At 59.5% G+C, this 13041-nt stretch carries 12 protein-coding genes; 5 read left to right on the forward strand and 7 right to left on the reverse strand.

Going from position 1 to position 13041, the window contains the following annotated elements; all coding sequences use genetic code 11:
* Nucleotides 1-281: 281 nt before the first annotated feature.
* A complete protein-coding gene (locus JL474_RS04365) occupies nucleotides 282-1934 on the forward strand; it encodes a nitrite/sulfite reductase (protein ID WP_203141057.1) in 1653 nt (550 codons plus the stop codon).
* Nucleotides 1927-2427 (forward strand): DUF934 domain-containing protein, encoded by a 501-nt coding sequence (locus JL474_RS04370; RefSeq protein ID WP_203141058.1) that lies wholly within the window; start codon nucleotides 1927-1929, stop codon nucleotides 2425-2427. Before JL474_RS04365 ends, JL474_RS04370 begins: the two co-directional genes overlap by 8 nt.
* Before the next feature lie 220 nt (nucleotides 2428-2647).
* Here JL474_RS04370 and JL474_RS04375 read toward each other — a convergent pair whose 3' ends face one another.
* Together JL474_RS04375 and sohB are read right to left on the reverse strand one after the other, a co-directional pair.
* Entirely contained in the window at nucleotides 2648-3640 is a 993-nt protein-coding gene (locus JL474_RS04375; protein WP_203141059.1) for a YhdH/YhfP family quinone oxidoreductase, read from the reverse strand.
* Between the two features lie 48 nt (nucleotides 3641-3688).
* Nucleotides 3689-4756 carry a protease SohB gene (gene sohB, locus JL474_RS04380; RefSeq protein WP_203141060.1) on the reverse strand — a complete coding sequence of 356 codons (1068 nt, stop codon included), beginning with the start codon at nucleotides 4754-4756 and terminating at the stop codon, nucleotides 3689-3691.
* Nucleotides 4757-5008: 252 nt separating this feature from the next.
* Here sohB and JL474_RS04385 point away from each other — a divergent pair, with 252 nt between their 5' ends.
* A complete protein-coding gene (locus tag JL474_RS04385) occupies nucleotides 5009-5323 on the forward strand; it encodes an SCP2 sterol-binding domain-containing protein (protein ID WP_203141061.1) in 315 nt (104 codons plus the stop codon).
* Between the two features lie 69 nt (nucleotides 5324-5392).
* Here JL474_RS04385 and JL474_RS04390 read toward each other — a convergent pair whose 3' ends face one another.
* From JL474_RS04390 to JL474_RS04410, 5 genes are all read right to left on the reverse strand, one after another.
* The gene (locus JL474_RS04390; protein WP_203141062.1) at nucleotides 5393-6049 is read right to left on the reverse strand and encodes a multidrug transporter; all 657 of its coding nucleotides are present in this window, start codon (nucleotides 6047-6049) and stop codon (nucleotides 5393-5395) included.
* A gap of 89 nt (nucleotides 6050-6138) precedes the next feature.
* Nucleotides 6139-7845, reverse strand: a complete 1707-nt coding sequence (locus JL474_RS04395) for a chemotaxis protein (protein ID WP_203141063.1) — start codon at nucleotides 7843-7845, stop codon at nucleotides 6139-6141.
* Between the two features lie 314 nt (nucleotides 7846-8159).
* Nucleotides 8160-8897, reverse strand: a complete 738-nt coding sequence (dnaQ, locus tag JL474_RS04400) for a DNA polymerase III subunit epsilon (RefSeq protein WP_203141064.1) — start codon at nucleotides 8895-8897, stop codon at nucleotides 8160-8162.
* Between the two features lie 51 nt (nucleotides 8898-8948).
* Nucleotides 8949-9386, reverse strand: a complete 438-nt coding sequence (gene rnhA, locus JL474_RS04405; protein WP_123634419.1) for a ribonuclease HI — start codon at nucleotides 9384-9386, stop codon at nucleotides 8949-8951.
* A gap of 43 nt (nucleotides 9387-9429) precedes the next feature.
* Nucleotides 9430-10212, reverse strand: coding sequence for a class I SAM-dependent methyltransferase (locus JL474_RS04410; RefSeq protein ID WP_203141065.1), 783 nt, complete (start codon nucleotides 10210-10212; stop codon nucleotides 9430-9432).
* A 131-nt stretch (nucleotides 10213-10343) separates the two neighbouring features.
* Here JL474_RS04410 and gloB point away from each other — a divergent pair, with 131 nt between their 5' ends.
* A complete protein-coding gene (gene gloB, locus JL474_RS04415; RefSeq protein ID WP_203141066.1) occupies nucleotides 10344-11138 on the forward strand; it encodes a hydroxyacylglutathione hydrolase in 795 nt (264 codons plus the stop codon).
* Between the two features lie 160 nt (nucleotides 11139-11298).
* Nucleotides 11299-13023 carry a lytic transglycosylase gene (locus JL474_RS04420; protein ID WP_203141067.1) on the forward strand — a complete coding sequence of 575 codons (1725 nt, stop codon included), beginning with the start codon at nucleotides 11299-11301 and terminating at the stop codon, nucleotides 13021-13023.
* The last annotated feature ends 18 nt before the right edge of the window (nucleotides 13024-13041 follow it).

Genomic DNA, 13041 nt, shown 5'->3' on the forward strand with positions numbered 1-13041 from the left:
TTAAACCCGAGCCTTCCTAAGCCTAGCTGTTGTTTGGGCTCCCCGCTTTTCCGATTAAGTCCAAACCGCTCTTTTATCCAAAAAATCGATTTATTGAATCGAACAAACCGAATACGGAGACGCCGAAAATCGCAACATAAACCCCTGTTTGCAAAGGTGTTATTTCATATCGCTTTTAAGTGCGATCGGCTATTAGCATATTTTCAAATAATCATTTAGTGCATAAGGCAAAGCTGGTATCTTAGCCGCCACATTGAATTAGTGTATCCGGGAACCGTTTTATGTACGTTTACGACGAATATGATCGGCAGATCCTGAACGAGCGCGTTGCGCAGTTCCGGCATCAGACTGATCGCGCCATGGCTGGTGAACTCGCCGAGGATGAATTCCTGCCGTTGCGACTGCAGAATGGCCTGTATATCCAGCGGGTAGCGCCCATGCTGCGTATCGCCGTTCCCTACGGCATGCTGCGCGCCAAGCAGCTGCGCCGGCTGGCCCGCATTACGCGCGACTACGACAAGGGCTACGCGCACTTCACCACGCGTCAGAATGTGCAGTTGAACTGGCCGGCCGTTGAGGACGTCCCCGACATTCTCGCCGAGCTGGCCGAAGTGGAAATGCATGCCAACCAGACCAGCGGCAACTGCATCCGGAACACGACAACGGACCAGTTTGCCGGCGTCCAGTCCGACGAAGAGCTGGATCCGCGCCCTTACTGTGAACTGATCCGCCAGTGGTCAACCTACCACCCGGAATTCGCCTTCCTGCCGCGTAAGTTCAAGGTGGCCGTTAACGCCTCCGAGAATCACGACCGCGCAGCCGTGCAGGTGCATGACATTGGCCTGGAAATCGTCCGTAATGACGCTGGCGACATCGGCTTCCGCGTGTACGTCGGTGGTGGCCTGGGCCGTACCCCGGTGGTCGGCCCGGTGATCCGTGAGTTCCTGCCGGAACTGGATCTGCTGACCTACCTGGAAGCGATCCTGCGGGTCTACAACCGTTACGGCCGTCGCGACAACAAGTTCAAGGCCCGGATCAAGATCCTGGTCAAGGCCATGACGCCGGAAGTGTTTGCCGAGAAGGTCGAGGAAGAGTGGGCGCATATCAAGGACACTCCGACTCGCCTGACACCCGAAGCCATTGAACGGGTCAAGACCTTCTTTACCGAGCCGGACTACGCCGCTCTGGACGACAACCCGGACGCCCTGGTTGCCCAGCGTGCCGAAAGCAAGGCATTCGATGCCTGGGTCAAACGCAACGTCGACGCCCACAAGAAACCGGGCTACAGCATTGTGACCCTGACCCTGAAGAAAACCGGTGTACCGCCAGGTGACGTCACCGATCGTCAACTCGAGCAGATTGCCGACCTCGCCGAACAGTACAGCTTTGGCGAAGTCCGCGTGACGCACCAGCAGAACGTCGTACTGGCCGATGTGCGCCAGGACCAGCTGTTTGAACTGTGGCAGGCGATCCGCCCGATGGGCTTCGCCACCGCTAACCTGGGCACGCTGACCGACATCATCTGCTGCCCCGGCGGCGACTACTGCGCCCTGGCCAACGCCAAGTCGATTCCGGTGGCGGAGGCCATCCAGCGCCGCTTTGACGACATGGACTATGTCTACGATCTGGGCGACATCGATCTGAACATTTCCGGGTGCATGAACGCCTGTGGCCACCACCATGTGGGCAACATCGGTGTACTTGGTGTCGACAAGAAGGGCGAAGAGTTCTACCAGATTTCCCTGGGCGGCTCGTCACAGCGCGATGCGTCACTGGGCAAGATTCTGGGCCCGTCCTTTGCCCGCGAGGAAATGCCCGAAGTGATCGAAAAGATCATCAACGTCTACGTCGACAAGCGGACCGAGGAAGAAACCTTCCTGGACACCTACCGTCGCATTGGCATCGATCCCTTCAAGGAGCGTGTATATGCCTGATTTGATTCGCCACGATGGCATCCACAACGATGAATGGACCCTGGTGTCTGCCCCGGAAGAGGGTCAGGAGCTGATCCTGCCGGACGGCCCTGCCCTGTTGCCGGCCGCGGTCTGGAAAGAAAATCGCAACCACTACGCCGGCCGCAACGACATCGGCATCTGGTTCGACAGCCATGAAGAGCCGGAGCACTACTCCGACCTGATCGGCGACCTGCCGGTGATTGCCGTGAACTTCCCCAAGTTCACCGATGGCCGCGGTTACAGCATCGCCCGCCTGCTCCGTGAGCGTTATGGCTACACCGGCGAGCTGCGCGCCGTGGGCGATGTGCTGCTTGACCAGCTGTTCTATATGAAGCGTTGCGGTTTCAACGCCTATGCGCTTCGGGCAGACAAGGACATCAACCAGGCCGAGCATTGCCTGAACGTCTTCAGCAACACCTATCAGGCGGCTGCCGACATTGAGGAACCGCTGTTCCGTCGTCGTGCGTCCTGATCAGCACCTGCGTTGATACAAAAAGACGGCCCAAGGGCCGTCTTTTTTGTTTGTGGATCATTGGGAAAGATGCGCTCGCGGCCTCTGGGTGCCGCTGGCAGCCCTGCGGGCTGCTCCGAAGCTGAAGCGTCGGCTACATTCAAAAAGCCAACTCGAGTGTGTAGCAGACGCTTTAGCTTCTGAGGCGCCGATAGGCGCCCCCTGCGCATCAAACGGTCCGTTAGCCTCGACCGTGCACCAACACCAGACTGCCTGCGGATTGCCCCTTCAGAAACGCCTGCAACGCATCGTCCAGTTCATCAAACCCGATATCCCGGGCGCTGGCTTCGGTCACCGGGCAAGCCCATTCGCCAGACAGCCTGGACCAGATGGCCTGTTTATCGGCCAGAGGGATCTCCACTGAGTCCACGCCCAGCAGATTGATGCCGCGCAGGATAAATGGCAACACGGTGGTTTCCAGCTGAGGGCCGGCGACCAGGCCGCAGCAGGACACGGAACCACCCGGATTCACCTGCTTCAGGAGCTCGGCCAGCGGGCCGCCCCCAACGGTGTCCACAGCGTTGGCAAACCGCGGTTTGAGCAACGGCTTTTTCTCCGGATCCAGGGCGTCGCGCCCCATCAGCTCCTCGGCACCCAGCTTTTTGAGGGCATCCGCCTGACCAGCCTTGCCGCTGATCGCGGTAACCTTGAAACCCAGACCTGACAGGATTTCGACTGCCACGCTGCCGACCGCCCCGCTGGCCCCGGAGACGGCCACAGGGCCCTGTTCCGGCGTGGCTCCCATTTTCAGTAGCTTGGCGACACTCAGCCCGGCGGTCAGCCCGGCGGTGCCGTACACCATGGCCCGGCGCGCGTCCCAGCCCTCGGGCATCGTAACGACCCATTTGGCAGGCACCCGGATGTATTCACCAAAACCGCCGGCGGTGTTCATGCCGAGATCGTAGCCGGTCACGATAACCTGCTGCCCGACCGCTGGCGTGCCACTAGCGCTTTCCACCACCTCGCCGGCCGCATCAATGCCCGGCGTATGCGGGAAGGTGCGAGTAACGCCCTTATTACCAGATGCCGACAGCGCATCCTTGTAGTTCAGCGAGGAATGAGTGACGCGGATCAGAACCTCGCCTTCGGGGAGGTCGGCCGTATCGAGGGTTTCGACGCCCCCGACATACTGCCCGTCTTTTTCATGAACTCGCCAGGCTTTATAGGTGCTCATCTGAAATCCTTCCCTTGTTGTTGGTTTCGGGGATGACGAAACGCCAGTTCACTGCAGGTTACGGTGACGCAGCATCCCGGCCAGTTTCCAGAAACTGTGTTCGATCGCGCCGCTGGCTGCAAGCCCGAGTTTTTCCGGCAGTGTGCGCTTGCGGCGGAAGGTGACGGAAACGACTTCGGCCCGCTCACAGGCATCGATCAGGTACTCATCCGATGTCTTCAGCTCGTCGATCAGGTGAACATCGAGGGCGCGCTGGCCGAACCAGATGTCACCATTGGCCACCGCTTCAATATCCACGGCCGGACGGCGTTCGCCGACGTATTCCTTGAACAGTACGTGCGTGTCTTCCAGATCTTCCAGGAATTTCTTGCGACCCTTGTCGGTATTCTCACCAAACATGGTCAGCGTGCGTTTGTATTCGCCGGCGGTCAGGATCTCAAAGTCCACGTCATTCTTCTTGAGCAGGCGATGAAAGTTCGGCAGCTGGGCCACTACACCGATCGAGCCCAGGATGGCAAACGGCGATGCCACAATGCGATCGGCCACACAGGCCATCATGTAACCACCACTGGCCGCCACCTTGTCGACGCAGGCCGTCAGCGGAATGCCTTTGGCGCGCACACGATCCAGTTGCGCCGCCGCGAGGCCGTACGCATGAACCAGGCCGCCCGGGCTTTCCAGGCGGATGACCACTTCATCCCGCTCCGGCTCCGCCAGGCTCAGGACGGCGGTGATGGACTTGCGCAACTGGTCGTTATCGCTCGCCTTGATGTCGCCGTTGAAATCGAGCACGAACACACGTGGCCTGGTGATGTCCTCCTTGCTCTCGCCACTCTTGGCGGCCTTTTTCTCGGCTTTCGCCTCTGCCTTCTTCTGCTTCTTGCGGGCTTTTTGCCAGGCTTTGCGGTCAGAATCCCCCAGCAGCTTCTGGTGCAGGTTTTCCTTGAGGCGCTTAAACCCCTCGTTGAGGCGTTTGACGTGAAGCTCCCCGTCCGATTCGTCACCGTCCTGCTTGCGGTGGGCGGCAGAAACCACCGCGGTCACAATCACCAGCACCGCCACCACAAAAGTGACCGTCTTCGCGAGGAATAGCCCGTAATCCGTCAGAAATTCCAAATCTGTTCTCCGTTTACCCGATGCGGTTGTCGATGGTGAGCCCGATCACACCTGTCGGACCCAACAAACCCGATGATTGTAACCGAGGGTGAGTACGCCGAACGAGGCCCGTTAGATTCCTTTTTCAAACAAGCGTTCGATCGAGCTTGACAGGGTTTGGCGCGGTCCCTAAAGTCGAACTGGTTTCGCCGGAATCCTGCCCGGGCAGCACCGGCACCACGCTTTTAGACGCTCACTCAAAAGGGAAAAACAATGTCTGTAGCTCAGGTTTTTGAAAAACTGGAACAGAACTTTAACGCCGATGCCGCTGCTGGTATGGATCTGGTTTTCCAGTTCAACATCGAAGATGACAAAAACTACCACCTGGTCATCAACGACGGTACCTGCCAGCTGAACGAAGGCGATCACGACGATCCGTCCGTCACCCTGATCATGAACTCCGAAACCCTGCAGGGCATCGTTTCCGGCGAAACAGACGGCATGCAGGCATTCATGGCCGGTCAGCTGCGCGCCGAGGGCGACATGATGCTGGCGACCAAGCTGGGCGAACTGTTCAGCATGGGCTAAGTGCCCGTTCTCCGGACCGGTGCTGCGGCTTCGGTCCGGATCGCCCTTCGTCATCGTCCCGCCTGCTGATCACCCCGCCTTCGGAAACCACTCCTCCATGGCTTCACGCGCCTGTTGATTTCCGGGCAGCGCCACCAGCCCGCTACTGGAGAGCCGAACATCAAAGATCGCCCCGTCTTTGAGCGGCATGAACGTCGCGTTACCGTACACCGCTTCCACGAACGGCAAACCGAATTCCTGATCCAGCGTCCAGGCATCGAACCAGGAATCCTGTCCTAACGAATACACGGTACGCTCACCACTGCGCTCCTGCTCCAGACTGACGTATCGGCCGCTGAGGCGCTCCAGCCGGTAAGCCGGCGGTACGCCAACCCAGGCCAGTGGGCCGGCGAGCCGGATGATCCGGGCATCCACCTGCCATTGGTCGCCACGCAGGGTGACGTCCAGGGGCGGCTGCTCATCGCGCTCCAGGCGGACGCGCCAGGTCTGGGGGCCACTCTTCGTCACACCGATGGTGGCAATGGTTTCCATGCTGTCCAGGGACTGGTAATGGCGCAGATCCAGCGCCAGCAATCCAATGTAGGCGCCGGCAAGGATCAGGAGGATGGCGAAGGTCCCCTTGAGCCAGCTGAAGAACCAGCGGGGACGAATGAAGAAGGCCAGACCGAACAGGGCCAGCAGGCCGCCGACGGCAGCCAGAGTCAGCAGGGCAAAATCCTGGGGCATACAGGGCTCTCTTGTTGTCGAGGGCCGCGACGACCTTTCGGGTCATCCCCGGCTGTCAGCCAACTGCTCGCGGAGCCTCTGTGAGGCTCCTATAAACCGACATCCGCCAACGAGGATTCTGCCAGTTTGAGCAGATCCGGGTTGCGCTCGTCGCGGGTTCCAATGCTTTCGATATAGTATTCCAGAGACGTCAGTGCGTCCGCCAGTGCTTCCAACACGGTGGCCGGCGGCGGCTCACGGGCGTCCAGTAGACGGGACTGGATCGAGTCGGCAATCCGGGCCAGGACGCCCGCACCCTCTTCGTCTTCCAGCATCATGAAGCCGCCCCAGATGCTGCGCAGCGTGGCCGGCAGATTGGCCAGGTGCAGCTTGTCGTAATCGGACTCGATGAACGCGGTAATGGCCCGCTTGGCCAGGGTCAATGCCGCCCTCGCCTCGTCTGCCACAACGATGTAGGCCTCGGTCAGGTAGGTGGACTCTTCCCGGCTGGCCGGCACCACGGCCAGGGTATCGGTCTCGGTGGTAATGCCCCGCTGGACCATTTGCAAGGTGGCATCCTCGATGCTCAGCACCGCATTGGCCAGATTGTAGAGCTCGTCGTCCTCAGGCAGCCGATTCTCCGCATGCCAGCGGCGCAGCTGGGCGGCTTCCTTGCGGGACAGGTCCGCCAGCTTGTTCAGATCCAGAACGGACAGCGTCGCCGCCAGCTGGTCCAACGACCCGGCAATCGAGGCCAGTTCGTTCAGGTCCGGCTCAATGCCCCGCTCGATAATGTCCACTTTGTCCTTGAGCTGGTTGAGCTCTTCCTGCAGCGCGTTGGACAGGGATTTCAGAACATCGGTCCCCGGCCCGTAGAGACGCTTGCGATGGGACTCCAGGATGTTTTCCGGGAACTCCGTCGGCGTGATGCCATAAGCCTGAAGCACCTGGGCCACTTCCGGGTTGGCGCTCCCACTGCGATACAGGATGTAGACCAGCTCCTTGAACAGGGAGTCCGGTGCGTCCTTGGCGATGGCCACTTTGCCGATGTAGACAATTTCGCGGGTGTATTTCTCGATCCGCATGAACAGGCGTTTGCGGGATTTGCCGAAGCCCATCTCCCGGTCCTGCATGGTATCGGCCACCACCGACAACAGGCACCAGAGCTGCCCCATCGGCGCTCCGTTGCAAAGGCGCGCGAACCCTTTCGCCGCCCGCGCGATCAACTTGCGATTGACGCGTTCGTTACGCTCCCGGAGCACGCCCAGCAGACCAATCTGGTACATCAGGCGCATGCGCCGGGCGTGGATGTCGAAATCGGCCTCGTCGCCACCCAACGGATTCAACGTCAGGCTGGCACAGAAATCCGGCCGTTTACGGGCATCCACTTCAAAGAAACAGGATTCGGGGAACGGCTTCTCGCCGCGGGAAACGCGCAGGTCGTTGGTAATGGGCAGCAGCAGTTCCGGATGATCTGCACGCTGTTGCTGGTAGTACTCCACGTAGCGACGCAGGATAAACAGGGCGCTGCTGAGTGCCGCCAACAGGGTGTTCTTGTCGTCATTGGCGCCTACGGGAACGTCGTTGGCTACGGCCACCGCTTCCTGACACAGCAGCGTACCGCCGCGCAGTTCGACAAGCACGAAGATACCACGCAGCTGGTTCAGGAAATCGACACAGTTCTGGAGATCCTCGCCACTCTCACGATTCTCCTGAAAGCGTTCGAGGCTGCTCTCGGCCTGTTTGATGGTCTGTTCTATTTCATTCTTGACCAGATCAAACGACTGAGATTTCGTCGCGAGTGACGATTGAACCATAAATTGACGCTTCCCATATGCATTGCGGAGAGTACCGCTTCCCCTGCCGAGTGATCAGGTGACGACTCTGACCGGCGAACCGGCACCACCTGTGGCATTCAATGTGCGGCGAGATCAGACGCAGGCAGGCAAGCCGTCCGGAAGTCCCTGACTCGCTACGTCCTCACCCGTTTGCGTTCGTACACCCGTTATTGGAGCTTCTTTTATCCCGAACGCACGCGAAAAATAGCCGAATTAGCATTTACTTATAACACAAAACTCAAGTACCTCAAGAAAGGCCTTGTGTACTTATTTTGCTGGTTTTTGCCGTGGCGTTATTCGCCTGCCGGCTCAGCGGTTTCCGCAGCCGATATCATGCGGTTCCACAGGGCTTCACCGCCCGCCTTGGCGACCACCTCGATCAACGCATCATGCGCTTCGCTTTCTTCATTCGACGCGCGGATGACCCGGGTCTTGCGACGCTCAGCCGAGAGCCGCCGGATACCACCCACGGATTGATCACTGTCGCCTCCGTTTGCATCCAGGGACAGGGCCGTCTGACCGCCACTCAGCAGCAGGAAGACATCGGCGAGGATCTCCGCATCCAGCAAGGCGCCGTGGAGTTCCCGGTTGCTGTTGTCGATGCCGTAACGTTTGCACAAGGCATCCAGGTTGTTCTTCTGCCCCGGGTGCTTGGCGCGGGCCATGGCCAGGGAATCCACTACGCCGCAGTGGTCTTCGACTTTCCAGCCGGTCCCGAGCTGTCGGAATTCATGGTTGATGAAGCCTACGTCGAACGCGGCGTTGTGAATGACCAGCTCGGCGCCCTTGATGAATTCAAAGAACTCGGTGGCCACATCGCGGAACAGTGGCTTGTCGGCCAGGAATTCGTTGGATATCCCGTGAACGGCCAGGGCTTCGGCCTCAACTTCCCGCTCCGGGTTGATATAGACGTGGTAGTGGCGGCCGGTCAGTTGGCGCTCCATCATCTCGACACAGCCGATTTCGATAATCCGGTGGCCCTGTTCGGGATCAATACCGGTGGTTTCCGTATCCAGCACGATCTGGCGCATGGAGGACTCCCGTGGTTATAACGTCAATAAAAAGTCGATGAATCAGGCGGTTCAGGCGAGTTCTTCAACGCCGCGATTGGCCAACTGGTCGGCGCGCTCGTTACCGGGAATACCGGCGTGCCCCTTCACCCAGTGCCACTTGATGTCATGGGACCCGGTCAGTTCATCCAGGTCGCGCCAGAGGTCCGCGTTCTTGACCGGCTTACGGGCGGCGGTCTTCCAGCCGTTCTTTTTCCAGTTTTTCATCCACTCGGTGATGCCCTTGCGCACGTATTGGGAATCGGTATAGAGATCGACTTCGCAGTGACGCTTCAACGCTTTCAGGCCCTGGATTGCCGCCATCAGCTCCATGCGGTTGTTGGTGGTGTTCTTTTCGCCGCCATGGAGCTCCCGCTCCTGGTCCCCGTAACTCAGTACGGCACCCCACCCTCCGGGGCCCGGGTTTCCTTTACAGGCTCCGTCGGTATAGAGCACTACGCGTTTTGTCATGACTACTGGATTACCTTTATTGAGGTTTCTTCAGGGATCGGCGTTACTTGTCGCGTTCCTGCCGTCGGGAAACACTGGAGGATCCCATGGCGCCGGCCAGGGGAATAACCACCGGTTTGGGCTGACGCCAGCGAATCCGTTTTACCGTGCGCGCAGGCACCCGCTTCTCGGCGCGGATACAGTAATAGGCGCCAGCCGGAAGATGCAACCGCTCACCGAGTTTTTCAAGCAGGGTCAAACGCTGCAGGGCCCGCACCCGTGTAATAGGCGGCCGGAAAAAGTGCGAGGTGGTCTCTTCCACCTTGAACTGCAGCAGGCTGAGCCAGTCTTCCATTCGATTGGAGGTAATGAAACGGCCACTCCAAGGCGGATGTTGGCGACGGGAAATCAGCTTTCGCAGCCCCCACAAGCTATAGGGGTTGAAGCCAACGATGATCAGGCAGCCGCTGCTGCGCAATACCCGTGCGGCCTCGCGCACCACCTGGTGAGGCTGATCGGAAAAATCGTGGGTGTGATGCAGGATTACCAGATCCATGGAGTCACTGGGAAACGGCAGTTCATCGGCATCGCACACCACCGTCGCGTCGGGCAAATGGGACGACCAGTAAGGGGTCGTCATCATTCGGTGACTGAAATCGGTTGACGTCGCCAGCGGCAAGCGGTGGCTGATGCTGACCAGCAGCTGGTGGGCGCCGGTCAGATCCTCCGCCATGCACGCGATGTGCTCGCGCTGATCGGCCAGCAGCGCGCGGCCCAACGGGCTCTGGAACCAGGCCTCGAAAGCATCCCGTTGTGCCACATAGTCTCGTTCGATCGTTCTGGCCATGGTGTATCCAGCTGTCAATGGGTGCCGATGCCGCGATGCTCCATTTCCACCACCGCTTTGTGGATTTGGGCCATTGGCCGCAATCCCTTATCATAGCAGTCTACATCCACCGACCGCAGCCGCAGATTGCCATGTTCTCTATCGTTCCCATTCCGGCCTTCAGTGACAATTACATCTGGTGCATCGTCGATGACGCCACACGCACCGCCGCGGTTGTCGACCCCGGCCAGGCTGAACCTGTCCTCCAGTTCCTGAAAGCCCGCCAGCTGGAACTGGACGCCATCCTGATCACGCATCACCACCCCGATCATGTGGGCGGTGTCAAAGAGCTGGATGCGGCCTTCGATCCGGACATCTACGGCCCCGCCGATTCGCCCTTCAAGGGCAGCAAAGTTGCCCTTTCGGAGGGCGATACGGTGAATTGGCACGGGCTGAGATTTCAGGTCCTGACCGTACCCGGGCACACCCTGGATCACATCGCTTATCACACCGCCCAGACCGACATCGACGAAGCGCCGGCTCTCTTCTGTGGCGATACCCTGTTTGCCTGCGGCTGTGGCCGCCTGTTCGAAGGCAAGCCGGCGCAAATGCGCCACTCGCTGGCAAAACTCCGGGCCCTGCCGGCCAATACGCGGGTCTACTGCGCCCACGAATACACCCTGGCCAATCTGCGTTTCAGCCGGGACCTGCTGCCTGAAGACGATGCGCTGGAAGCGTTCGAGATCGCCTGCAAGCAGAAACGCGAGAATCAGGTGCCCACACTCCCCACCACGCTGGAGGAGGAAATCGCCCTGAATCCGTTTATGCGCTGGGACGATCCGGCTGTTGCAGCCGCCGTCGATAAACGCCGGATTGAGGTCGATCCTGCCTTACGTGGTGAGGACCGGATCTTTGCACAAGTCCGAAAAGCGAAGGACTCGTTCTGATAAAAGTCGTTACATGATCTGACGTTAACGTAATAAGCGCTGTATTGACCCTCAGAAAAGGGTTCTCATAGAATCCAGCGAAGCTTCGCCGCTTGACGGGCGCGTCACTGTTTTTCGGGGACGTTTTTTTGGTCCGTCAGCCTCTATTTCCGGACAATTTATGACTGTAGCAAGAATAACCACAGCCCTGCTGATCGCCACTGTTCTGAGTGGCTGCCAAACGTTTACCGGCCAGGGCGACAACGATTCCCTCAGCGAAAGCGAGCTGTTGGAATCCGAACACGTCTCGGTACCGGCCGGTGACGATGAACTTCAGGCCTCGGTCGAGGGCCATCCCTCCGAGGACGACACCACCGAGCTGGACGATTCCATCGAACCGTCCCTCAAATCAAAGGCCGCCAAGGCCCGCGAACGCCTGGAACAGCCCACCGAAAACAACGTCGCCAGCGAAGACGTGACCCACGATCTGTGGAGTCACCTGCGCGGGCAATTCGGCATGGACCTGACCCTGGACAACGAGCGCATTGAGCAACAGCTGCGCTGGTATGCCAGCCATCCGCGCTATATCGACCGCGTCGCCAAACGGGCCCGCCGCTACCTGTACTACATTCTCAAGCAAACCGAAGATCGTGGACTGCCGGCCGAATACGCCCTGTTGCCGGTGGTGGAAAGCGCCTACGATCCGTTCGCTTATTCCCACGGTCGCGCCGCCGGACTCTGGCAGTTCATCCCGTCCACGGGTCGGGTTTATGGCCTCAACCAGAGCTGGTGGCACGACCAGCGGCGTGATGTTATCGACGCCACAGACGGCGCGCTGGAATACCTGGACGCCCTCGCCGATCGCTTCGATGGCGACTACATGTTGGCGCTGGCCTCCTACAACAGTGGCGCCGGCACCGTCCTGCGCGCCATTCGCCACAACAAGGCCCGCGGCTTGCCGACCGACTACTGGGCTCTGGACCTGCCCCGGGAAACCCGTGCCTACGTCCCCAAGTTGATCGCCATCGCCAAGATCATCGACGATCCGCAGGCCTACGGCGTTACCCTGCCGCCGATTCCGGACAAGCCTTATTTTGAGGTGGTGGATACCGGCTCCCAAATCGACCTGGCCCAGGCCGCGAACCTGGCCGGTGTCGATATCGAGGAAATCTATCTGCTGAACCCGGCCTATAACCGCTGGGCCACGTCACCCGAGGGCCCGCACCGTCTGTTGGTCCCGGTCGATAACGCGGATCAGTTTCGCAAGGGTCTGGCCAGCCTGGATCCCTCCCAACGGGTGTCCTGGAAGAACTACAAGGTGCGCGGCGGCGATAGCCTGATCAAGATCGCCCACAACTTCGGTACCACGCCAGACGTCATCAAACAGGTCAATCACCTGCGCTCGAACCTGATTCGCGTGGATCAGCGTCTGTTGATTCCCACCTCGACCAAAGGCAACGCCAGTTACGCCCTGAGCGCCAGCGAGCGCCTGAAGGACAAGCAGGCGTCGATCAACCGCAACGCCAAAGGAACTCGCATCGAGCATACCGTTCAAAGGGGGGACACTTTCTGGGATATCGCACGTGACAATCACGTCAGCGTCCGCCAACTGGCCCGCTGGAATGGCATGGCGCCGGGCGATCCGCTGATTCCGGGCAAGCGTTTGGTGATCTGGTCCAAGGATCCCGACACACAGCAACTGGCCATGGCGGGACGCCGCAGTCCGTCCGAGATGATGCGAAAAGTCGGCTATCGCGTGCGTAAAGGCGATTCCCTGGCGCGGATTGCCAGTCGCTTCAACGTAAACGTGAAGGACATCGCAAGCTGGAACAGCCTCAACCTCAACAATTATCTCCAGCCCGGACAAAGTCTGGTACTCTACGTCGATATTCGCCGAAGTCCCTGACCGCTAACACATTGACGT

It is taken from the genome of Marinobacter mangrovi (assembly GCF_016798325.1).
GTDB classification, from domain to species: domain Bacteria; phylum Pseudomonadota; class Gammaproteobacteria; order Pseudomonadales; family Oleiphilaceae; genus Marinobacter_A; species Marinobacter_A mangrovi.